Source organism: Neisseria sp. P0007.S010, assembly GCF_051962875.1.
In the GTDB taxonomy this organism is placed as follows: Bacteria; Pseudomonadota; Gammaproteobacteria; order Burkholderiales; family Neisseriaceae; genus Neisseria; species Neisseria subflava_A.
In genome coordinates, this window is record NZ_JBQCUX010000003.1 from 50,470 (window position 1) to 72,899 (window position 22,430).

Genomic DNA, 22,430 nt, shown 5'->3' on the forward strand with positions numbered 1-22,430 from the left:
TTAAGATACCGAATCTTGCCACATTCGTAATGATGAAGAAAGTTTTACTGATGAAATACGGCGTATTTTTTGCAGCGGCAACGGCTCTGCTGCTTTCTGCCTGCGGCTACAAAGGCGACCTCTACCTGCCCAAAGAAGGCGACAAGGCGCGCTTCGGCGTGATTCAGACCGGCTTGAAATTCGATACGGCTAAAGAGCCGACCACTCAAACTAACGATTAAAAAAAGACTTCACAAACATGACCTTATCCTGCGAACAAATCCCTTATTCCCACCTTGCCGAGGAATTCGGCACGCCGCTTTATGTGTACAGCAAATCTGCGCTGACCGAGGCGTTTGACAACTACCAAACCGCGTTTGCTGCTTTGAATCCGCTTGTCTGCTACGCGGTTAAAGCCAATGGCAACCTGAGCATCATCAAACACTTTGCTTCTTTGGGGAGCGGTTTTGACATTGTGTCCGGCGGCGAGTTGGCGCGTGTTTTGGCGGCCGGCGGCGATGCGGCGAAAACGATTTTTTCTGGTGTGGGCAAGAGTGAGGCAGAAATTGAATTTGCGCTGAATGCGGGCGTGAAATGCTTCAATATGGAGAGCATTCCCGAAATCGACCGTATTCAGAAAGTTGCCGCGCGTTTGGGTAAAGTCGCTCCGGTTTCCTTGCGCGTCAATCCTGATGTCGATGCCAAAACCCACCCTTATATCTCCACCGGTTTGAAAGCCAATAAATTCGGTATTGCCTATGCCGATGCGCTTGAGGCCTATCGTCATGCTTCCCGACAAAGCCATTTGAAAATCATCGGTATCGACTGCCATATCGGCTCGCAACTGACCGACCTCAGCCCGCTTATCGAAGCCTGCGAACGTATCTTGGCCTTGGTCGACCAACTGGCAGACGAAGGTATTGTGTTGGAACACTTGGACTTGGGCGGCGGTGTCGGCATTGTTTACCAAGACGAAAATGTGCCTGATTTGGGCGTGTATGCCCAAGCCGTTCAAAAACTGATCGGTACACGCCGTCTGAAACTGGTTCTCGAGCCAGGCCGCAGCTTGGTTGGTAATGCCGGTGCGTTGTTGACGCGCGTCGAGTTCGTCAAACATGGCGAAGAGAAAAACTTTGTGATGGTCGATGCGGCGATGAACGATTTGATGCGTCCGGCACTTTATGACGCCTATCATCACATTGAAGCGGTCGAAACCAAAGACATTGAGCCTCTGATGGCCAATATCGTCGGCCCGATTTGCGAAACCGGCGACTTCCTCGGCAAAGACCGCACCATCGCCTGCGAAGAAGGGGATTTGTTGCTTATCCGCAGCGCCGGTGCGTATGGCTCAAGCATGGCGAGCAACTACAACACGCGCAACCGTGCGGCGGAAGTATTGGTTGACGGTAGCGAATGCAAACTTATCCGCCAACGTGAAACCGTCGAGCAGCAAATGGCCAACGAATTGGCTTGTTTGTAAGGTTTGATTGTTTAAAAGGCCGTCTGAAAGCTTGATTGACTTTCAGACGGCCTTTGTTATGAAAGAAAAGGGCATATATCAAACACGCCCTTTTTTAGGTTATCAATAATGCGGCGGAATCTCGTCGCGCAGGCTGTACGGTTCGCGTTCGCCATTTGCGCCTTTGTCCTGCATCCGTTGATACAGAAGCCGCAACTGGCCTTGCTGCAAATCCAAAGCCTGCTGCATCTTGGCGATGGTGTCGTTCAGACTGCCGATTAAATCTTCCTGCAAGGCCGTCTGAATTTCCAGCTCTGTGACGCGGTATTCCAATTCCTGAATATCGCTCATATTACAGCACCATCGCGGCAATCCAGCCGGCAGCCATCAGCGGGATATTGTAGTGGATAAAAGTCGGGATAACTGAATCGCGGATGTGGTCGTGTTGACCGTCGGCGTTCAGACCCATGGTCGGACCGAGCGTTGAGTCGGAAGCAGGGGAGCCTGCATCACCCAGCGCGCCTGCCGTGCCGACAATGGCCACGGTAGCCATTGGGGAGAAGCCCAAGCTGATGCACAAAGGCACATAAATCGCGGTAATAATCGGCAAGGTGGAGAAAGACGAGCCGATGCCCATGGTTACCAGCAAGCCGACGCACAACATGGTCAATGCGGCCATGCCTTTATTGCCGCCGAACAAAGCCATGCTGCGTTCGACCAAAGGCTGAATGTCGCCGGTTGCGTTCATTACGGCGGCGAAACCTTGCGCCGCAATCATAATAAAGCCGACCATCGCCATCATTTTGATGCCTTCGCCGAACACATCGCTGGCGGCGGAGCGGTTCATCACGCCCAACATCATAAACACGGCAAAGCCCAACATAGCGCCCAACACCAGCGAACCATCATACAAAAGCTGAATGGCAAAACACACGGCAATCGCCACGGCCGCCACCAAGCTGCGATAGGTTGACGGCTCTTGTTGTTGCACTGCCGCACGATTGTCTTCCGTGTCAGTGGTATTGTTTTGATAAATGCGCGGTTTGCGGTAGTGCAAAAAGGCCAGCAGCAAGCCGGACACCATGCCCAAAGCCGGAATCGCCATTGCGTGCATCACATTGATGCCGCTGGTGTCCATGCCTGCCGAGCGGATATTGCCCAACATGATGTCGTTCAAGAAGATGGCACCGAAGCCGTAAGGCAGGAACATATAAGTCGTTACCAAGCCAAACGTAATTACGCAGGCCACCAAGCGGCGGTCGAGTTTCAAACGGTTGAACACCAACAGCAGCGGCGGAATAATCATCGGGATAAACGCAATATGAATCGGCACAACGTTTTGGCTCATCACACCCATGCACAAAATAATCGCCAGCAGCAGCCATTTGACCGCACCTTCACCTTTCGCATTGCCTTCGCCGCCGTTGAGTTTGCGGATAATCACGCCGGCGAGCTGTTGTGGCAGACCGGAATGCGTGATGGCCATGGCAAACGCGCCGAGCATGGCATAAGACAGCGCGATTTGCGCCCCACCTTTCAGGCCTTCGTTAAAAACAGGAATAATCCCTTGCTGCACCACATCGCCGGCCGCGTTGGTTACATTCTCCAAAGGCATACCGGCCACCAAGCCGCCGACAAACGCGCCGACAGCCAAGCTGAGTACCACATGCACGCGCGATAAAGACAGCACAAGCATGATGATGACCGCAATTACAACCGCATTCATATCGTTCTCCGTTGTTTCAGACGGCCTGTTATGTAAAAACAGGCAATCATCTGTTTACATATTACAAATAAACATCATAACCCAAGCATGAAGCCTTTGCAAAAAACGGCAGGCCGTCTGAAACCCAAACCATCAACTTTCAGACGGCCTGCCGTGAACCCTTATTCAGAGTTTTAATAGGGCGTGCGGTTCTGGCGATAAAAATATCTAAAAAACACGCGCTTCCTATTCTTTGCATATGGTACCAATGTTAAAATCGACACAATGTTTCGGTTTCAGGTTTGTCACTGAAATTAAAGCAGTTATTGATAAAATCCAATTCAATAATACGCAAACAAAGGAAAGAAACTATGGATATTCTGACGCGGCTGCACAATCTGCCGCCCTCCCGCTTTCATTACAAACTTCTGGTTTTGGTCGGCATAGGCTGGTTGTTTGATGCTATGGATACAGGCTTGGTGTCGTTTGTATTGCCGGCTTTGGGCAAAGATTGGGCGCTGGCTCCGGCGCAGTTGGGTTGGATTGTCAGCATTGCCTTTGTCGGCATGGCTCTGGGCGCAGTATTCAGCGGCTGGCTGGCGGATAGGTTCGGACGGAAAACCGTTTTTGCCGGCACGATGGTGGTGTACAGCATTACCACAGGTTTGTGCGCGCTTGCGCCTGATTTGACGGTTTTGCTGGTGTGCCGCTTTTTTGTCGGCGTCGGTTTGGGCGGCCAGCTGCCCGTCGCCGTGTCGCTGGTCAGCGAATATGCGCCGCCGAAAGTACGCGGCCGTTTTATTGTGTTGCTGGAAAGCTTTTGGGGCTTGGGCTGGCTCTCGGCCGCGCTGGTGTCTTATTTCTTTATTCCGCAAACCGGCTGGCACAGCGCGTTTTTATTCGGCGCCTTGCCCCTGTTTTATGTGCCGTTGGTGTTGAAATTCGTTCCCGAATCCGTGCCTTACCTGCTTTCCCGCGGCAAAATCAACGAAGCACACCGTTTGGTATCCGCGCTGGAAATCCAATCGGGCATCACGCCGTCGATAGAAGCCGTTGCCGCACCGGCCGCCCCGCGCGAACGCATCCGCTTCGTTCAGCTTTGGCAACATCCGTTTGCACGGCGCACGCTGATGCTGTGGCTGGTTTGGTTCGGCATCGTGTTTTCGTATTACGGCATTTTCACTTGGTTGCCCAAATTGCTGGTCGAGCAGGGCAATACTGTGGTCAAAACCTTTGAATATGTGCTGGTGATGATTGTGGCGCAACTGCCCGGCTATATAGCCGCCGCGGCTTTGGTGGAAAGAATCGGCCGCAAAGCAACGCTGGCAGGCTTTCTGGCCGCGTGCGCAGTGTGCGCATGGTTTTTCGGGCAAAGCACCACTGCGGCCGAAGTCATGATTTGGGGTAGCCTGATGTCCTTCTTCAACTTGGGCGCATGGGGCGTTTTATACACCTACACCCCCGAACTCTACCCCTTGCGCTTCCGTGCTTTCGCATCCGGCTGGGCAGGCGCCATCGGTCGCGTCGGCGGCATACTTGCGCCCATGGTAGTAGCGGCGATGGTGGGCAATAGCGGCGGCTTTGGCAAAATCTTTATGATGTTTGCGCTGGTTATGCTGCTGATTGTGGCAGTAGTCTTGGTATTGGGTGAGGAAACCAAAGGCCGTACGCTGGAAGACATTAGCCAATAAAAGATAGACATGAAAAAGGCCGTCTGAAAAATATTTTCAGACGGCCTTTTTCATTTACGTTTGTAATTTTAATACATCGATTTTCTGTTTTTATCTTAATTATCGAGGAAAGCGACGAAGAATAACCGTCTTTGTTTTTGCGTAGATAAAAATATTATACTTCAAAGAATTAAAATGAATAAACGATAAAATGGCCGTCTGAAAAGTTCAATCATGGTTTGTGATGTAGGTCAAAGCAAAATGTAACTAAATTACCTATAGTTATCGTAGTGAAAATTTATTGACCTTATTGCCACCTTTTATTAAGGAGATACACCATGAACGCATCAGCCGACAACGTCGTCAGCCCAGCCGTAGCCGAGGTAAACAGCCTGATTGACAAGGGTTTATGGGCATTGGACGAGTTTCTTAAGCTCGATCAGGAGCAGATTGACTTTATTGTGGCCAAAGCCTCTATCGCCGCGCTGGACAAACATGGTGTACTCGCCATGCACGCGGTAGAAGAAACAGGGCGCGGCGTGTTTGAGGATAAGGCGACGAAAAACCTGTTTGCCTGCGAAAACGTCGTGCGCCGCCTGCGCGATTTGAAAACCGTGGGTGTCATCAGCGAAAACGATGTAACCGGTATTACGGAAATTGCCGATCCGGTCGGCGTGGTTTGCGGTATCGTACCGACAACCAATCCGACTTCCACCACCATTTTCAAATCCCTCATTGCGCTGAAAACCCGCAATCCGATTATTTTCTCATTCCACCCGTCCGCCCAGCAGTGTTCCGCCCATGCAGCGCGTATCGTGCGCGATGCGGCGATTGCGGCCGGTGCGCCGGAAAACTGTATCCAGTGGATTGAAAAGCCGTCTATGGAAGGCACTTCCGCGCTGATGAAGCATCCGGGCGTGGCAACGATTTTGGCGACCGGCGGCAATGCGATGGTGGAAGCCGCGTACTCTTGCGGCAAACCTGCGCTCGGCGTCGGGGCGGGCAACGTACCTGCTTATGTTGAAAAAACGGCAGACATCAAACAGGTGGCACACGATATTGTGATGTCGAAATCTTTCGACAACGGCATGGTGTGCGCCAGCGAGCAAGCGGTGATTGCCGATAAAGAGATTTACAAAGAGTTGGCCGAAGAATTCAAATCCTACGGCGTGTACTTTGCCAACAAAAAAGAAAAAGCCATGCTCGAAGAGTTTATCTTCGGTGTAACGGCGAATTGCGCCAGCTGCGGCGGGGCGAAACTCAATTCTGCGGTAGTAGGCAAACCGGCAACATGGATTGCCGAACAGGCCGGGTTTAAAGTACCTGAAAAAACCAACATCATCATCGCCGAATGCCGCGAAGTCGGTCCAAACGAGCCGCTGACCCGCGAAAAACTTTCGCCTGTTTTGGCCATGATTAAGGCGGATTCGACCGAACAAGGTTTGAAGTTCGCCGAAGAAATGGTTGCCTTTGACGGCTTGGGACACTCCGCCGCCATCCATACCGCCGATGAAGAATTGGTCAAAACGTTCGGTTCCCGCGTCAAAGCGCTGCGCGTGATTTGGAATTCGCCTTCCACCTTCGGCGGCATCGGCGACGTGTACAACGCCTTCCTGCCTTCTCTGACCCTCGGTTGCGGCTCTTACGGTAAAAACGCCGTCGGCGGCAACGTCAGCGCAGTCAATCTGTTAAATATCAAAAAAGTAGGCCGTCGGAGAAACAACATGCAATGGTTCAAAGTGCCCGCCAAAATCTATTTTGAACGCGATTCCATCCAATATCTGCAAGACATGAAAGACTGCGAAAAAGTCATGATTGTGACTGACCGTTCGATGGTTGACCTGGGCTTTGTCGATAAAATCACCCATCAACTGCATCAACGCAAAAACAAAGTGACCATCCAGCTGTTTACCGATGTCGAAGCCGATCCGAGCGTCCAAACCGTCTATAAAGGCACCGATTTGATGCGCAGCTTCCAGCCTGACACCATCATCGCTCTGGGCGGCGGTTCGCCAATGGACGCAGCCAAAGCCATGTGGCTCTTCTACGAGCAGCCGCAAGTCGATTTTGAAGACTTGGTGCAAAAATTCATGGACATCCGCAAACGCGCGTTCCGCTTCCCTGAATTGGGACGCAAAGCCAAATTTATCGGTATCCCTACCACATCGGGCACAGGATCCGAAGTGACGCCGTTTACTGTCATCAGCGACGGCGACAAAAAATATCCGATTGCCGACTACTCGCTGACACCAACCATTTCGATTGTCGATCCTGCGTTTACCATGACCGTACCGGCAGGCGTAACCGCCGATACCGGTTTGGACGTACTGACCCACGCCGTAGAAGCATACGTTTCTGTACTGGCAAACGACTTTACAGACGGCCTCGCCCTGCAAGCCATCAAGCTCGTGTTCCAATACCTCGAACGCTCCTACAAACACGGTGCGGCCGATCCCGAAGCGCGCGAGCATATGCACAATGCCTCCACCATCGCAGGCATGGCGTTTGCCAATGCGTTCTTGGGCATCAACCACTCGATGGCACATAAAATCGGCGGCAAATATCACGTTCCGCATGGTCGCGCCAACGCCATCCTGCTGCCGCACGTCATCCGCTACAACGGCACGCGTCCGCAGAAAACCGCCACTTGGCCGAAGTACAACTACTACAAAGCCGACCTGAAATATCAGGAAATCGCCCGTACTTTAGGCTTGCCATGCAGCACACCGGCAGAAGGCGTCGAATCCTTCGCCCGCGCCTGCCATGAGCTGGCGGTCAACGTCGGCATCAAAATGTCGTTGAAAGAGCAGGGCATCGATGAGAAAACCTTCCTCGACGGCAGAAAAGAGCTGGCCATGATGTCTTTTGAAGACCAATGCACCCCGGCCAACCCACGCCTCGCCATGGTGGCTGATATGGAAGAAATCCTGACCAAAGCCTACTACGGCGAATAAAATCGGGCAGTTAAAAAGGCCGTCTGAAACCTGAATATAGGGTTTCAGACGGCCTTTTGTATTAGAACTAAAGTTGATACTTATTGTATGTGGAATTTAATTTGCAAACATTAAGAATAGTCATCATGAAATCAGAAATTTTAAAACAATTTGGCAAACATGTTCGTTATTTAAGACAACTCCAGGATTTAAGTCAGGAAGCATTGGCTGAAAAAGTGAATATGTACCGGACTTATATCGGAATGATAGAACGTGGAGAGCGTAACCCCGCCCTATTAAATCTTATTCGTTTGGCTAGCGCATTAGATATTTCTTTGCCTGAACTTTTAAGGGCTATGTTAATGACGGGAACTGTGATAATGAATCTAACTGATTCGTATGGTTTTTTGGGTCTTCGGAATATATAGTGGAATTACTTTCTTAATAGTTTAAAAACAACTGGTGTTTAAATCGGATTTTCTGGTGGGATGTTAGGATAATCAATAGTATTATATAAAAGTATCAATCACATACGAGTGATACTTTGGGAAAAAAATAAAATAGTCCAATTTACTTGACCGTGTACTATGGTACATGGTTTATAATATTCAGGGGGTGAAATAAGATGATTTATCGCATTAGTGAGTTTGCAGATAAATGTGGAGTTAATAAAGAAACGATCAGATATTACGAGCGAAAAAATTTATTACAAGAACCTCACCGAACGGAAGCTGGTTATCGGATATATTCATATGATGACGTTAAGCGTGTTGGGTTTATTAAACGAATACAGGAACTTGGTTTCTCTTTAAGCGAGATTTATAAATTACTTGGTGTTGTAGATAAAGATGAAGTTCGTTGTCAAGATATGTTCGAATTTGTTTCTAAAAAACAAAAGGAAGTGCAAAAACAAATAGAGGATTTAAAACGAATTGAAACTATGTTAGACGACTTAAAACAACGATGTCCAGATGAAAAGCAATTACATTCGTGTCCAATAATAGAAACATTAACATGAGAGATTAATTAACGAAAGGAGCTTTTTTATGAATAAATTTAAGGTAAACATTTCAGGAATGACATGTACGGGTTGTGAAAAACACGTAGAATCAGCACTTGAAAAGATAGGTGCTAAAAATATTGAGTCTAGTTATCGTCGTGGTGAAGCAGTATTTGAACTGCCCGATGATATTGAGGTTGAAAGTGCAATAAAGGCGATTGATGAAGCAAATTACCAAGCCGGAGAAATTGAAGAAGTATCATCACTAGAAAACGTGGCGTTAATTAATGAAGACAATTATGACCTTCTTATTATTGGTTCTGGTGCTGCTGCCTTTTCTTCGGCAATTAAAGCTATAGAATACGGTGCAAAAGTTGGAATGATTGAGCGTGGAACGGTTGGGGGAACCTGTGTGAATATTGGCTGTGTTCCGTCAAAAACTCTTCTTAGGGCAGGGGAAATCAATCATTTATCAAAAGACAATCCGTTTATAGGTTTACAAACATCCGCTGGAGAAGTGGATTTAGCTAGTTTAATCACGCAAAAGGATAAATTGGTGAGCGAACTTCGGAATCAAAAATATATGGATTTAATTGATGAATATAATTTTGATTTAATTAAAGGTGAAGCAAAATTCGTTGATGCTAGTACGGTTGAGGTCAATGGGGCAAAGTTATCTGCAAAACGCTTTTTAATTGCAACAGGTGCATCGCCTTCGTTGCCCCAAATTTCAGGACTTGAAAAAATGGACTATTTAACTAGTACAACACTTCTTGAGTTAAAGAAAATACCAAAACGATTAACTGTAATTGGTTCAGGATACATTGGAATGGAGCTTGGACAACTATTTCATCATTTAGGTTCAGAAATAACGCTTATGCAAAGAAGTGAGCGACTTTTAAAGGAGTATGATCCTGAGATTTCAGAGTCAGTTGAAAAAGCGTTAATTGAACAGGGTATAAACCTTGTCAAAGGGGCAACTTTTGAGCGTGTTGAACAAAGTGGAGAGATAAAAAGGGTTTACGTAACAGTAAATGGCAGTAGAGAAGTCATTGAATCAGATCAGTTACTTGTTGCCACTGGAAGAAAACCAAATACGGATTCTTTAAATTTAAGTGCAGCAGGTGTTGAAACTGGAAAAAATAATGAAATCCTGATCAATGATTTTGGTCAAACAAGTAATGAAAAGATTTATGCAGCAGGAGATGTGACTTTAGGACCACAATTTGTATATGTAGCAGCCTATGAAGGTGGAATTATTACTGATAATGCTATTGGTGGATTAAACAAAAAAATAGATTTATCGGTAGTTCCTGCTGTTACGTTTACGAATCCGACGGTTGCAACGGTTGGTTTAACAGAAGAACAAGCAAAAGAGAAAGGGTATGATGTGAAGACATCTGTATTACCTTTAGATGCTGTTCCAAGAGCAATTGTAAACCGTGAAACAACCGGTGTATTTAAACTAGTAGCAGATGCAGAAACACTAAAAGTATTAGGGGTTCATATTGTATCTGAAAATGCAGGAGATGTCATCTATGCAGCATCATTAGCTGTTAAATTTGGCTTAACGATAGAAGATTTAACAGAAACCCTAGCACCATATTTAACAATGGCTGAAGGGCTAAAATTAGTTGCACTTACGTTCGATAAAGATATTTCGAAATTATCTTGTTGTGCAGGCTAAGGGAACTTTTTTAGGATTTTGAGATTTAAGTTATTTGAGGTCTGTAATGTAGACAACTCTATCTACCTTAAAAAAGTCGTCTGAAAACCCTGTTCCCAAGTTTTCAGACGACCTTTCTTATTACAGCAATCAATGCCGAATCAGACTTTACACCACGATGTTCACCAGTCTGCCAGGCACCACGATGATTTTCTTCGCAGGCTTGCCTTCCATGAATTTTACTGCACCTTCGTTGGCAAGGGCGGCGGCTTCGAGGTCGGCTTTGGATGCGTCGGCGGCGACGGTGATTTTGCCGCGCAGTTTGCCGTTGACTTGAACCATCACTTCGATTTCGGATTTGACCAAAGCGGCTTCGTCGATTGTCGGCCAGCCTGCTTCCCACAGTTTCGCGCCGTTTAATTCGCTCCACAGGGTTTCGCAGATGTGTGGAACAATCGGCCACAGCAGGCGTACGGCGGTTTCCAATACTTCTTGGGCGACGGCGCGGCCTTGTTCGTTGCCGGTGTCGGTTTTGTCGTATTGGTTGAGCAATTCCATCACGGCGGCGATGGCGGTGTTGAACTGCTGGCGGCGGCCGTAGTCGTCGCTAACTTTGGCGGTGGTGGCGTGCAGTTTGTGACGCAGGTCTTTGAGTTCTTTAGACAAACCGTCTTGGCTGCCTGCAAACGCTTTGACTGCTTCGCCTTGCTTCAAGTATTCGTAAACGGTGCGCCACAGGCGGCGCAGGAAGCGGTGTGCGCCTTCGACGCCGCTGTCGCTCCATTCGAGGGACTGTTCGGGCGGTGCGGCAAACATCATAAACAGGCGGGCGGTGTCCGCGCCGTAGGCATTAATCAGCTCTTGCGGATCGACGCCGTTGTTTTTGGACTTGGACATTTTTTCCGTGCCGCTGATGACGACTGGCAGTCCGTCTGCTTTCAGAACGGCGGAAACAGGGCGGCCTTTGTCGTCAAAAGTCAGCTCGACATCGGCAGGGTTGATCCAGTCTTTGCCGCCTTTGTCGTTTTCGCGGTAGTAGGTCTCGCAGACGACCATGCCTTGTGTGAGCAGGCGTTCAAACGGTTCGTCCACGCTGACCAAGCCTTCGTCGCGCATCAGTTTGGTGAAGAAGCGCGCGTATAAGAGGTGCAGAATCGCGTGTTCGATGCCGCCGATATATTGGTCGACCGTGCCCCAGTATTTCGCGGCGTCAGGATCGACCATGCCGTCTGAAAATTTGGGCGACATGTAGCGGAAGAAATACCAGCTCGATTCCATGAAGGTGTCCATGGTGTCGGTTTCGCGTTTCGCCGCGCCGCCGCAGCATGGGCAGGTGGTTTCGTAAAATTCGGGCATTTTTGCCAAAGGCGAACCCATGCCGTCGGGTACGACGTTTTCAGGCAGGACGACGGGCAGTTGGTCGGCGGGGACGGGTACGTCGCCGCATTTTTCGCAATGGACGATGGGAATCGGGCAGCCCCAGTAGCGTTGGCGCGAAATACCCCAGTCGCGCAGGCGGTATTGGGTTTTCGGTTCGCCTGCGTCTTGGCTTTGCAGCTTGGCGGCGATGGCGTCGAATGCCGTCTGAAAATTCATGCCGTCCAAGTCGCCGCTGTTGACCAATACGCCGTTTTCTTTGTCGCCGTACCATTCTTGCCATTGGTTTGCGTCAAATGCGTTGTCGCCGACGGCAATGACCTGTTTTTTCGGCAGGCTGTATTTGGTGGCGAACTCGAAATCGCGTTCGTCGTGCGCCGGAACCGCCATTACCGCGCCGTCGCCGTAGCCCCACAATACATAGTTGGCAATCCACACTTCCAGCTTGTCGCCGCTGAGAGGATTAATGACAAAACGACCGGTCGGCACGCCTTTTTTCTCCATCGTCGCCATATCGGCTTCGGCAACCGAACCGGCTTTGCATTCGGCGATAAATGCCTGCAATTCGGGTTTGTCGGCGGCTGCGGCGGTTGCCAGCGGATGCTCGGCGGCAACGGCAACATAAGTTGCGCCCATCAGCGTGTCGGGACGGGTGGTATAAACTTGCAGGAATTTCGCGTAATCGCCTTCCAAACCTTGTTTGCTGTCGTCTGAAACGGCGAAGCGCACGGTCATACCGCGTGATTTGCCGATCCAGTTGCGCTGCATGGTTTTGACTTGTTCCGGCCAGTGTTCCAGCTTGTCCAAATCGTTGAGCAGCTCTTCGGCGTAATCGGTGATTTTGAAGTAATACATCGGGATTTCGCGTTTTTCGATCAACGCGCCCGAACGCCAGCCGCGCCCGTCGATGACTTGCTCGTTGGCAAGGACGGTTTGATCGACCGGGTCCCAGTTTACCGTGCCGTTTTTGCGATAGACGATGCCTTTTTCAAACAGCTTGGTAAACAGCCATTGTTCCCAGCGGTAGTATTCGGGTTTGCAGGTGGCGACTTCGCGTTCCCAGTCAATTGCAAAGCCCAGGCTTTTGAGCTGGGTTTTCATGTATTCGATGTTGTCGTAAGTCCATGCGGCAGGGGCGACGTTGTTTTTCATTGCCGCATTTTCCGCAGGCATACCGAACGCGTCCCAACCCATAGGCTGCATGACGTTGAAACCGTTTAAGAGTTTGAAGCGGCTTAATACGTCGCCGATGGTGTAGTTGCGCACATGCCCCATGTGCAGCTTGCCGCTGGGGTAGGGGAACATGGAAAGGCAGTAGTATTTTGGTTTGGAAGCGTCTTCGGAGACGTTGAAAATACGGGCGTCGTCCCATTTTTTCTGCGCCGCAGGCTCAATGGCGGCGGGTTGATATTGTTCTTGCATGATGTTTCGCTTTATACAAAAGGCGTTGGAAAATAAAATCAAACGCAGATTATAGCGGATTCAGAAGCGGATTGCTTGTGTCGTAACATCATGTCAAACCGCTTTGGCATTGTTGTTTCCCGTTTGTTTTGATATGGAAGAACGCAAATAATCAAAAGGCCGTCTGAAAATAAGGTTTCAGACGGCCTGAGTATGAAAGGTTAACGGTAAGTCTGGCAACGGACGGCTTCTTCCTTGCAGAATATTTCCGCGTGCTGGCGGCGGCATTGCTGAATCACATCCAAGCGGGCGCGGCCGCGGTTGACGTTTTCGGCACGGAAGGTGTCGGTAAATGCCGACAACGTACACACATGAACCTCGTTGTTTCTGCGTGCGGAACGCTCGTCCAAACGTTCGCTCAGGAGAAAGTTTACTTTGGCAGTCAGTTCGGCTACTTGGCGCTCCAGTGCCGCAATGCGTTCGCTGTCGGACGGCGCGGCTTGGGCAGCGGTCGCCATCAGAATCAGGCATAAAAAGGAAGCAATTTTTTGCATCATGGAGGAAAACCTTTCTAATATAAAACAGCGGCATAGGGTAAAATACTCTTTCACTTTAAGGTCATTATCATGCTGTGACAAGGCGAGGGAGGCCGTCTGAAACAAAATTTTCAGACGGCCTTAAAAATATCGACTTGAGTTTTTTACCTTCCGCCCACATATCCGACCCAGTTCAAACTTATTCAAAACACTATCAAAATTATGAGTACCCAAGATTATTACGAAACCCTTGGTGTTGCCCGCAGCGCTAGCGACGATGAAATCAAAAAAGCCTACCGCAAGCTGGCAATGAAATACCATCCCGACCGCAATCCTGACAACAAAGAAGCGGAAGAAAAATTTAAAGAAGTCCAAAAAGCTTACGACACCTTGTCTGACAAGGAAAAACGTGCCATGTACGACCAATACGGCCATGCCGCGTTTGAACAGGGCGCAGGTGCGGGCGGATTCGGTGGCTTTGGCGGTTTTGGCGGCCAAGGCGGATTCGGTGGTGCGCAAGGCTTCGATTTTTCCGATATTTTCAGCCAAATGTTCGGCGGTGGCGGCAGCGCAGGCGGCCGTCAGCCGGATTACAGCGGTGCGGACTTGCAGGTTGGCATAGAGATTTCGCTTGAAGAAGCCGCCAAAGGCGTGAAAAAACGCATCAACATTCCGACTTACGAAGAATGTGATGTCTGCCACGGCTCAGGTGCCAAACCGGGCACATCCGCATCGACTTGTTCGACCTGTCACGGCTCAGGTACGGTACACGTCCGCCAAGCCATTTTCCAAATGCAGCAGACTTGTCCGACTTGTCACGGCACAGGCAAAGAAATCAAAGATCCTTGCGTCAAATGCCGTGGCGAAGGCCGCACCAAAACCAGCAAAACGGTTGAAGTCAACATTCCGGCAGGCATCGACGACGGTCAACGCATCCGCTTGAGCGGCGAGGGCGAGCCGGGTCAACACGGTGCACCGGCAGGCGATTTGTACGTCAATGTCCGCGTAAGACAGCACAAAATCTTCGAGCGCAACGGCTTGGACCTGCATTGCGAACTGCCGATCAGCTTTGCCATTGCCGCATTGGGCGGCGAAGTCGAAGTGCCGACTTTGGACGGCAAAGTCAAACTGCACATTCCGAAAGAAACGCAAACCGGCCGCCGTATGCGCGTAAAAGGCAAAGGCATCAAGTCTCTGCGTTCCAGCTCGACCGGCGATTTGTACTGCCACATTTTGGTTGAAACACCGGTTAACCTGACCGACCGTCAGAAAGAGTTGCTGGAAGAATTTGAAAAAATCTCCTCCGGCCTTGACCTCAGCCAAACCCCGCGCAAAAAATCGTTTTGGGAAAAAGTAGGAGATTTGTTCTCCGATAATTAATCGCTGTAGAAAGGCCGTCTGAAACATGTTTACATTGGGTTTCAGACGGCCTTTTGTTTTTCTTTTTGTTGCTTCAAGCCATGGTTTGCCTTATAATTCGCGCCTCACTCTTACGGGAGTAGCCATTCGGCGCAATGCCGAAACCGTTGTCAACATAATCGGCTTGTGCGGCCGTGGCGGCGGTATCTTCTCTGCTTTATCGGAAGACAGGCAAGACGTAAGCGTTGTCCATACCCTTGCGGGCGGTATGCACAGCGCTTTTTGTTTGCCCGCTTTTCGGTTGAGTATCTTAAATCATGGAAGCTTTTTTCTCCTCGATGCTGGGCGTTGCCATTGCCGAAATCGGCGATAAGACGCAATTACTGGCGCTCTTTTTGGCAGCACGTTTTGCCCACAAAAATGCGATTGTTGCCGGTATCTTTATTGCAACCCTGTTGAACCATCTTGTTTCAGCCGCACTCGGTGTCTGGCTGGCATCCGCTATTTCGCCCGAAGTCATGAAATGGGTGGTCGGCGGCAGTTTTATTGCGGTCGGATTATGGCTGCTGTTGCCGGATAAAGACGAAGACCCTGACGGCAAGTGGCTGAAATACGGCGCATTTACGGCGACGGTTGTCCTGTTTTTCTTGGCTGAAATCGGCGATAAAACGCAAATTGCGACGGTTCTTTTGGCGGCAAAATACCAATCTATCCTGCTGGTCGTGGTCGGCAGTATTGCCGGTTTGATGATTGCTTCTGTGCCTGCCGTGTATTTGGGCGAAATGCTGATGCGTAAAATTCCGGCCAAAGCAGTGCGCATTGCCGCATGTATCTTGTTCTGCCTGCTGGGTATTTTGACCCTGCTTGGCGACAGTATTGTGTTGAAGGCCGTCTGAAATGTGGGACATTGTTTTTGAACACAAAGATTTTGTGGTCATCAATAAGCCTTGCGGCGTATCGGTGCACAGCGAATCGGAAGGGAATGTTTGCCTGACTGCTTCGCTGGCGCAGCAGCTCGGCGTTGAGCGCGTGTGGCTGGTTCACCGTTTGGACAAAGCCACCAGCGGCCTGTTGCTGTTTGCGCTCAACCGCGACAGCGCGACGGCTTTGTCGGCGCAATTTGCCGAGAAAACCATGCGTAAAACTTATTTGGCACTCGGTACGCACAAGCCGGCGAAAAAGCAGGGTTGGGTGAAAGGCAGTATGGCGCGTTCGCGGCGCGGTACATGGAAGCTGACGCGAGACGAGGATAATTTTGCCGTTACCCGTTTCAGCAGCCAAAGCCTGAAGCCCGGTTTGCGCCTGTTTGTGTTGCAACCGTTTACCGGCAAAACCCATCAGCTGCGCGTGGCCATGAAAAGCATAGGCAGTCCGATTTTGGGCGATACGCTGTATGGCGGCGATGAGGCGGGACATCTGTTTCTGCACGCTTGGCGTTTGGTTTTCGACTATCGCGGCGAGCATTTCGATATTCGGGTTGCGCCTGATAAAACATGGCCGTCTGAAATCGATTTGTCGGCGTGTTTAGGTTCGGATGAATCCGAATAGAAGCAGTGAGATTTTTGTGTATATTAAAAAAAGGCCGTCTGAAATTGTTCAGACGGCCTTTTGATTGTTTCAAGTTTACATTTCCAATTCGCTCAAACCCGGCAAGTCGGCAAAACAGCGGTCATGCGTGATTTGGCAGAAGTTGTCCAGATAGCCTTTGTTGGCATCTTCCGTACGAATGGCGGCATAAAGTTTGCTTTGTAGGCCGTCTGAAGTGATTTTGCGGTGGACGACGTAGCCTTTTTCCAAATACGGCATGACCGTCCAATAGGGCAGGGCGGCGATGCCGCGTTTGCTGGCAACCAGCTGGATAATGGCAATGGTCAGCTCGCTATGGCGGCGTGGCGGATTAATGCCTTTGGGCAGCAGCACTTTTTTGGGCAAATCCAGCATTTCGTCGGGGACGGGATAAGTGATCAAGGTTTCGTCGATAAAGTCTTCGGCTTCCCAAATGTCTTTGTCGGCAAGCGGGTGGTCTTCTGCGCAGATGCCGACCATTTCATAGGCAAACAGGGGGCGGTAGCTGATGCCGTTGAGCGGCTCGGCTTCGGAAACGATGGCAAGGTCGGCGCGGTGTTGCAGCAGCAGCCCGACCGGATCGGCTTGGAAACCGGAAACGATGTCTAATTCAACTTGCGGCCATAAGGGGCGGAACTCGCCCATGGCAGGCATCAGCCAGTCAAAGCAGGTGTGGCATTCGACGGCAAGCCTGAGTTCGCCGGCTTCGCCTTCAATAATCCGCACCAAATCACGTTCGGCGGCGGCAACCTGCGGCAACAGCTCGCGTGCCAGTTGCAATAGGCGCATACCGGCCGGAGTGAAGCGCAGTGGTGTGGATTTGCGTTCAAACAACGGCGTTTCGTAATAATTTTCCAAGGCGCGGATTTGGTGCGACAGGGCGGATTGGGTCAGGAAAACCCGTTTGGCGGCAAGGGAAACGCTGCCGGTTTCTTCTAAAGCCAGCAAGGTTTTGAGATGACGCAATTCGATAATAGAGTCCATATGTTTTCAGACGGCCTGTGGGTAAGGTGGTGTATATTAAAATAATTCATAATGATGTGCAATTGATTAATGTTGGGAATGATTGCTGAAATCGGAATGTAAGAATTTGAGGCATAAACAGATTTTGCGGTTAGAATGCGAAGCTGTTTTTGAAGATAGATATAAGGAGCGGAATATGGCTTTACGCCGCGAAATTCTGGCTTGGTGCGATGAGACATTGCAGGTCGGGCTGTTTAAGGACTATGCGCCCAACGGTTTGCAGGTCGAAGGCAAAGAAGAAATTGCCAAAATCGCCACTTCGGTTACCGCCAGCAAAGCTGCCATCGATTTTGCCGTAGAGCAGGGGGCGGATATGCTTTTGGTCCACCACGGCATGTTTTGGAAAAGCGAGCCTGTCACGATTACCGGTTGGAAAAAAGCACGCATTGAAACCTTGCTGCAACACCAAATCAATATGGCGGGCTACCACCTGCCGCTGGACGCGCACCCGCAATTAGGCAATAACGCACAGTTGGCCGAGAAACTCGATTGGGTGCTCGAAAAACAATTCGGCGAGCAAAACCTGTTGAATGCAGGCCGTCTGAAAACCACGCAAACGCTGGCGCAGTTGTCTGAACGCATCGAGGCGGTATTCGGCCGCAAGCCGACCGTTATCGGCGATCTTGAACGCGAAATCAAACGTATTGCCTGGTGTAGCGGAGGTGCGCAGGGATTTTTTCAGACGGCCGCAGACGAAGGTGTCGATGCGTATCTGACCGGTGAAATTTCCGAAGCACAATATCATCTTGCCAACGAAACGGGTGTGGCATTTATCAGTGCCGGCCATCATGCGACAGAACGTTACGGCGTCCGCGCCTTAGGCGATGCCGTGGCAGAAAAATTCGGTATCGAAGTGGTTCACTTTGATGAAAACAACCCTGCCTGAGTATTGAGCAATATCATAAAAACTTTACCTTATTTTAAATAATGCTTTGAGTATTACAACAAACTAGGTAGAATTACGCTGTTTAATGGCTCGGTATTCCCAAAATTTTAGGACGACTGAATAATGGATAATCAAGAAATCAACAACGGTCGCCGCCGTTTCCTGACACTGGCTACATGCGGTGCAGGCGGTGTGGCGGCTCTGGGCGTAGCTACGCCTTTCGTGGCCAGCTTCTTCCCATCGGAGAAAGCTAAGGCTGCCGGTGCTGCTGTCGAAGTAGATGTCAGCAAAATCGAAGCAGGCCAAATGCTGACTGCCGAATGGCAGGGCAAACCGATTTGGCTGGTCAACCGCACAGATCAACAGCTCAAAGACTTGAAAAGTTTGGATGGCGCAGTTGTCGATCCCAATTCCGAAGTGGATCAGCAACCGGAATACGCTAAAAACGAGACCCGTTCGATCAAGCCGAACCTCCTCGTCGCTATCGGTATCTGTACCCACCTGGGTTGCTCTCCGACTTACCGTCCCGATATTGCTCCCGCCGACTTGGGTGCAGACTGGAAAGGCGGTTTCTTCTGCCCTTGCCACGGTTCGAAATTTGACATTGCAGGCCGAGTATACAAAGGTGTTCCTGCACCGACCAACTTGGTTGTACCGCCTTACAAATATCTGAGCGATACGACTGTTTTGGTGGGCGAAGACTAAAAATAAGGAACGATAATTATGGCAAACCAAACCAATAGCAAAGCAAAAGCATTGTTAGGCTGGATGGACGATCGCTTCCCTCTGTCTAAAATGTGGAATGAGCATTTGGCTCAATACTATGCGCCGAAGAACTTCAACTTCTGGTATTACTTCGGCTCTTTGGCTCTACTCGTCCTTGTAATTCAAATCGTCAGCGGTATTTTCCTGACCATGAACTACAAACCGGACGGCAACCTTAACGCTTACCATCTGCCTGCTGCCTTTACCGCAGTAGAGTACATCATGCGCGACGTGTCCGGAGGTTGGATTATCCGCTACATGCACTCCACCGGCGCATCTTTCTTCTTCATCGTCGTTTATCTGCATATGTTCCGCGGTCTGATTTACGGTTCGTACAAAAAACCTCGTGAATTGGTGTGGATTTTCGGTTCCCTGATTTTCTTGGCATTGATGGCAGAAGCCTTTATGGGTTACCTGTTGCCTTGGGGTCAAATGTCCTTCTGGGGTGCGCAGGTAATTATTAACCTGTTCTCCGCCATCCCTGTTATCGGTCCTGATTTGTCCACTTGGATCCGCGGTGACTTCAACGTTTCCGACGTTACTTTGAACCGCTTCTTCGCCCTGCACGTTATCGCTGTGCCTTTGGTATTGCTCGGCTTGGTTGTGGCTCACATCATCGCCCTGCACGAAGTGGGTTCTAACAACCCTGATGGCGTTGAAATCAAGAAAAACAAAGACGAAAACGGTATTCCACGCGATGGTATCCCATTCCATCCTTACTACACCGTTAAAGACATTTTGGGTGTCGTTGTATTCCTGATTGTCTTCTGTTCTGTGTTGTTCTTTGCACCTGAAGGCGGCGGCTACTTCTTGGAAGCGCCAAACTTCGATGCAGCAAATGCGCTGAAAACACCTCCGCACATTGCGCCGGTATGGTACTTCACCCCGTTCTACGCAATTCTGCGTGCGATTCCTTCGATGGCAGGTACTCAGGTATGGGGTGTAATCGGCATGGGTGCAGCAGTTGTATTGATTGCCTTGTTGCCTTGGCTGGATAAGTCACCTGTAAAATCTGTTCGTTACCGCAACAACTCTTTCAAAGTAATGTTGGCGTTGTTTGTTGTATCTTTTATCGGCTTGGGAATTCTGGGTGCATTGGTAGCAGATGATACTCGTACAGCTTTTGCTCGTGCATTCAGTGCATTCTATTTCTTGTTCTTCATCGGTATGCCTTTGCATACAAACCCTAAATGGTTGGCTGAAAAAGCTGGTGGTATTAAATATTTAATTAGTCTGTTTGTTTATGCAGCTTTAATTATTTATAACCTGTATTTAGTTGCAGTCTTGCCAAATTACATCGTTAAGGCGTTCGTTTTGGCTTACACTGTTTTCTTTGCAGCTATTCCATTCCTGAATGCGTTTAATAGCGAAAAAGCTACGCCTGAACGCGTAACCATGAGCACTACTAAACAAAAAATTATGTTCTTTGTTTACGTCGGTATTACCGTTGTCGGTGCTTACTTGTTTGCAACCAATATCTGATGAGGGCAGCGAAAATGAAACAAACTCTGAAAAACTGGTTTGCTGCCTTATTGCTGGCAGTGCCTATGAGTGCAGCCGTCGCCAGCGGCGGCGGACACTACGAAAAAGTCGATATCGACCTGCGTGATCAAGTCAGTCTGCAGCACGGTGCGCAAATCTTTACAAACTACTGTTTGTCTTGCCACTCTGCAAGCGGTATGCGCTTCAACCGTCTGAAAGATATTGGTTTGACTGAAGATGAAATCAAGAAAAACCTGATGTTCACAACAGACAACGTTGGTGACGTCATGGTAGCGGCAATGGATCCGAAAGATGCCTCCAAATGGTTGGGTGCGCCTCCGCCGGATTTGACCCTGATCGCACGTTCTAAAGGTGCAGACTACCTGTACGCCTATATGCGCGGCTTCTATAAAGACCCAACTCGTCCAACCGGTTGGAACAATACTGTTTTGGCTGGCGCGAGTATGCCTCACCCATTGTGGGAGCAACAAGGTGTTCAAGCCGTTGAGTTGGATGCTAAAGGTCAGCCCGTTATGATTAAAGACGAGCATGGCAACCTGACTCCTAAGCTGTATTGGGAATCTACCGGTCTGCACAGCCGTCGCCTGCCTAACGGTAAAGTGATCCAAAAAGAGTACGATACTTATGTACGCGATTTGGTGAACTACTTGGTGTACATGGGTGAGCCTGCTCAGTTGCAACGCCACCGCATCGGCTACATGGTTCTGGCATTCCTGTTTGCGGTAATGCTGCCATTGGCTTACTTCCTGAAAAAAGAATTCTGGAAAGACGTTCACTAATTCTTTTGAATCAAAAAGGCAAACCTGTTTCAGGTTTGCCTTTTTTGTTTGTGAAATTGGTTTATGCAGAAATAATGTAAATTTTAAAATTACTTAATATAAACAATGTGATATATGAAATTTCTGGATTAAGTGTTTGAAATTATGTATAATTCTGTCTGAATTTTTATAAGGCTTAAGGCCGTCTGAAAAGATTTATCAGGAGTAAAAGATTATGATGACATTGTATTCAGGTATTACTTGTCCATTCAGCCAGCGCTGCCGTTTTGTGCTGTACGAAAAAGGCATGGATTTTGAAATCAAAGATGTGGACGTGTTCAATAAACCTGAAGACTTGGCTTTGATGAATCCGTATAACCAAGTACCGGTTCTGGTTGAGCGTGATTTGATTTTGCACGAATCAAACATTATCAACGAATACATTGACGAGCGTTTCCCTCATCCTCAGTTGATGCCGGGTGATCCTGTTATGCGCGGTCGCGGCCGTTTGGTACTGTACCGTATGGAAAAAGAATTGTTCAGCTTGGTGCAAGTGCTGGAAAACCCTGAATCTACCAATAAAGAACAAGCTAAAGCGCGTGAAGCCATTGGCAATGGTCTGACACTGTTGGCACCGTCTTTTACTAAAAACAAATACATCTTGGGCGATGACTTCTCCATGATTGATGTTGCCTTGTCTCCGCTGTTGTGGCGTTTGGACTATTACGACATCAAACTGGGTAAATCTGCTGCGCCTTTGCTGAAGTACGCCGAGCGTATTTTCCAACGCGAAGCCTTTATTGAAGCATTGACGCCGGCTGAAAAAGCCATGCGTCGTTAAGGG

General features: G+C 49.2%; 20 protein-coding genes. 15 read left to right on the forward strand and 5 right to left on the reverse strand.

The features are described 5' to 3' along the window. The first annotated feature begins 29 nt into the window (after positions 1-29). Together lptM and lysA are read left to right on the forward strand one after the other, a co-directional pair. Positions 30-221: an LPS translocon maturation chaperone LptM gene (lptM, locus tag ACTHR7_RS03055; RefSeq protein WP_003684659.1), complete on the forward strand. Its 192-nt coding sequence runs from the start codon at positions 30-32 to the stop codon at positions 219-221. Between the two features lie 17 nt (positions 222-238). Next, the gene (lysA, locus tag ACTHR7_RS03060) at positions 239-1,459 is read left to right on the forward strand and encodes a diaminopimelate decarboxylase (protein ID WP_440370303.1); all 1,221 of its coding nucleotides are present in this window, start codon (positions 239-241) and stop codon (positions 1,457-1,459) included. Between the two features lie 102 nt (positions 1,460-1,561). Here the strand turns inward: lysA and ACTHR7_RS03065 are convergent, their stop codons facing one another. Continuing rightward, the gene (locus ACTHR7_RS03065) at positions 1,562-1,789 is read right to left on the reverse strand and encodes a SlyX family protein (RefSeq protein WP_107857877.1); all 228 of its coding nucleotides are present in this window, start codon (positions 1,787-1,789) and stop codon (positions 1,562-1,564) included. Position 1,790: 1 nt separating this feature from the next. After that, positions 1,791-3,164, reverse strand: coding sequence for a Na+/H+ antiporter family protein (locus ACTHR7_RS03070; RefSeq protein ID WP_440363057.1), 1,374 nt, complete (start codon positions 3,162-3,164; stop codon positions 1,791-1,793). A gap of 350 nt (positions 3,165-3,514) precedes the next feature. Here ACTHR7_RS03070 and ACTHR7_RS03075 point away from each other — a divergent pair, with 350 nt between their 5' ends. From ACTHR7_RS03075 to merA, 5 genes are all read left to right on the forward strand, one after another. Further along, a complete protein-coding gene (locus ACTHR7_RS03075) occupies positions 3,515-4,834 on the forward strand; it encodes an MFS transporter (RefSeq protein ID WP_440370304.1) in 1,320 nt (439 codons plus the stop codon). A 317-nt stretch (positions 4,835-5,151) separates the two neighbouring features. Continuing rightward, a complete protein-coding gene (gene adhE / locus ACTHR7_RS03080) occupies positions 5,152-7,767 on the forward strand; it encodes a bifunctional acetaldehyde-CoA/alcohol dehydrogenase (RefSeq protein WP_440370305.1) in 2,616 nt (871 codons plus the stop codon). 125 nt (positions 7,768-7,892) lie between these two features. Continuing rightward, positions 7,893-8,174, forward strand: coding sequence for a helix-turn-helix domain-containing protein (locus tag ACTHR7_RS03085; protein WP_070459603.1), 282 nt, complete (start codon positions 7,893-7,895; stop codon positions 8,172-8,174). Between the two features lie 197 nt (positions 8,175-8,371). Beyond that, positions 8,372-8,764 carry an Hg(II)-responsive transcriptional regulator gene (gene merR, locus ACTHR7_RS03090; RefSeq protein WP_001863748.1) on the forward strand — a complete coding sequence of 131 codons (393 nt, stop codon included), beginning with the start codon at positions 8,372-8,374 and terminating at the stop codon, positions 8,762-8,764. 28 nt (positions 8,765-8,792) lie between these two features. Next, positions 8,793-10,433 carry a mercury(II) reductase gene (merA, locus tag ACTHR7_RS03095; protein ID WP_001031935.1) on the forward strand — a complete coding sequence of 547 codons (1,641 nt, stop codon included), beginning with the start codon at positions 8,793-8,795 and terminating at the stop codon, positions 10,431-10,433. Positions 10,434-10,580: 147 nt separating this feature from the next. On the opposite strand, the gene leuS is transcribed toward merA, so the two are convergent. Further along, positions 10,581-13,211 (reverse strand): leucine--tRNA ligase, encoded by a 2,631-nt coding sequence (gene leuS, locus ACTHR7_RS03100; protein WP_440370306.1) that lies wholly within the window; start codon positions 13,209-13,211, stop codon positions 10,581-10,583. Positions 13,212-13,411: 200 nt separating this feature from the next. After that, a complete protein-coding gene (locus ACTHR7_RS03105; protein ID WP_440370307.1) occupies positions 13,412-13,747 on the reverse strand; it encodes a hypothetical protein in 336 nt (111 codons plus the stop codon). Between the two features lie 201 nt (positions 13,748-13,948). Here ACTHR7_RS03105 and dnaJ point away from each other — a divergent pair, with 201 nt between their 5' ends. The 3 genes from dnaJ to ACTHR7_RS03120 all read left to right on the forward strand — a co-directional run bounded on the left by dnaJ (position 13,949) and on the right by ACTHR7_RS03120 (position 16,633). Continuing rightward, positions 13,949-15,106, forward strand: coding sequence for a molecular chaperone DnaJ (dnaJ, locus tag ACTHR7_RS03110; protein ID WP_440370308.1), 1,158 nt, complete (start codon positions 13,949-13,951; stop codon positions 15,104-15,106). A gap of 296 nt (positions 15,107-15,402) precedes the next feature. Next, complete coding sequence (locus tag ACTHR7_RS03115) at positions 15,403-15,981, forward strand: TMEM165/GDT1 family protein (RefSeq protein ID WP_293203812.1); 579 nt, start codon at positions 15,403-15,405, stop codon at positions 15,979-15,981. Between the two features lies 1 nt (position 15,982). Next, complete coding sequence (locus ACTHR7_RS03120; protein WP_293203811.1) at positions 15,983-16,633, forward strand: TIGR01621 family pseudouridine synthase; 651 nt, start codon at positions 15,983-15,985, stop codon at positions 16,631-16,633. Positions 16,634-16,708: 75 nt separating this feature from the next. Here ACTHR7_RS03120 and ACTHR7_RS03125 read toward each other — a convergent pair whose 3' ends face one another. Then, positions 16,709-17,635 carry a LysR family transcriptional regulator gene (locus ACTHR7_RS03125; RefSeq protein WP_070504237.1) on the reverse strand — a complete coding sequence of 309 codons (927 nt, stop codon included), beginning with the start codon at positions 17,633-17,635 and terminating at the stop codon, positions 16,709-16,711. A gap of 175 nt (positions 17,636-17,810) precedes the next feature. Between ACTHR7_RS03125 and ACTHR7_RS03130 the strand changes: the two genes are divergently transcribed. From ACTHR7_RS03130 to ACTHR7_RS03150, 5 genes are all read left to right on the forward strand, one after another. Then, positions 17,811-18,560, forward strand: coding sequence for a Nif3-like dinuclear metal center hexameric protein (locus ACTHR7_RS03130; RefSeq protein ID WP_293203810.1), 750 nt, complete (start codon positions 17,811-17,813; stop codon positions 18,558-18,560). 123 nt (positions 18,561-18,683) lie between these two features. Then, entirely contained in the window at positions 18,684-19,265 is a 582-nt protein-coding gene (gene petA / locus ACTHR7_RS03135) for a ubiquinol-cytochrome c reductase iron-sulfur subunit (protein WP_070459589.1), read from the forward strand. An 18-nt stretch (positions 19,266-19,283) separates the two neighbouring features. Continuing rightward, positions 19,284-20,807 (forward strand): cytochrome b, encoded by a 1,524-nt coding sequence (locus ACTHR7_RS03140; RefSeq protein ID WP_225905498.1) that lies wholly within the window; start codon positions 19,284-19,286, stop codon positions 20,805-20,807. A gap of 14 nt (positions 20,808-20,821) precedes the next feature. Beyond that, positions 20,822-21,607, forward strand: a complete 786-nt coding sequence (locus ACTHR7_RS03145) for a cytochrome c1 (protein WP_039864285.1) — start codon at positions 20,822-20,824, stop codon at positions 21,605-21,607. A 214-nt stretch (positions 21,608-21,821) separates the two neighbouring features. Then, positions 21,822-22,427, forward strand: a complete 606-nt coding sequence (locus tag ACTHR7_RS03150) for a glutathione S-transferase N-terminal domain-containing protein (RefSeq protein WP_039861850.1) — start codon at positions 21,822-21,824, stop codon at positions 22,425-22,427. Positions 22,428-22,430 lie beyond the last annotated feature (3 nt).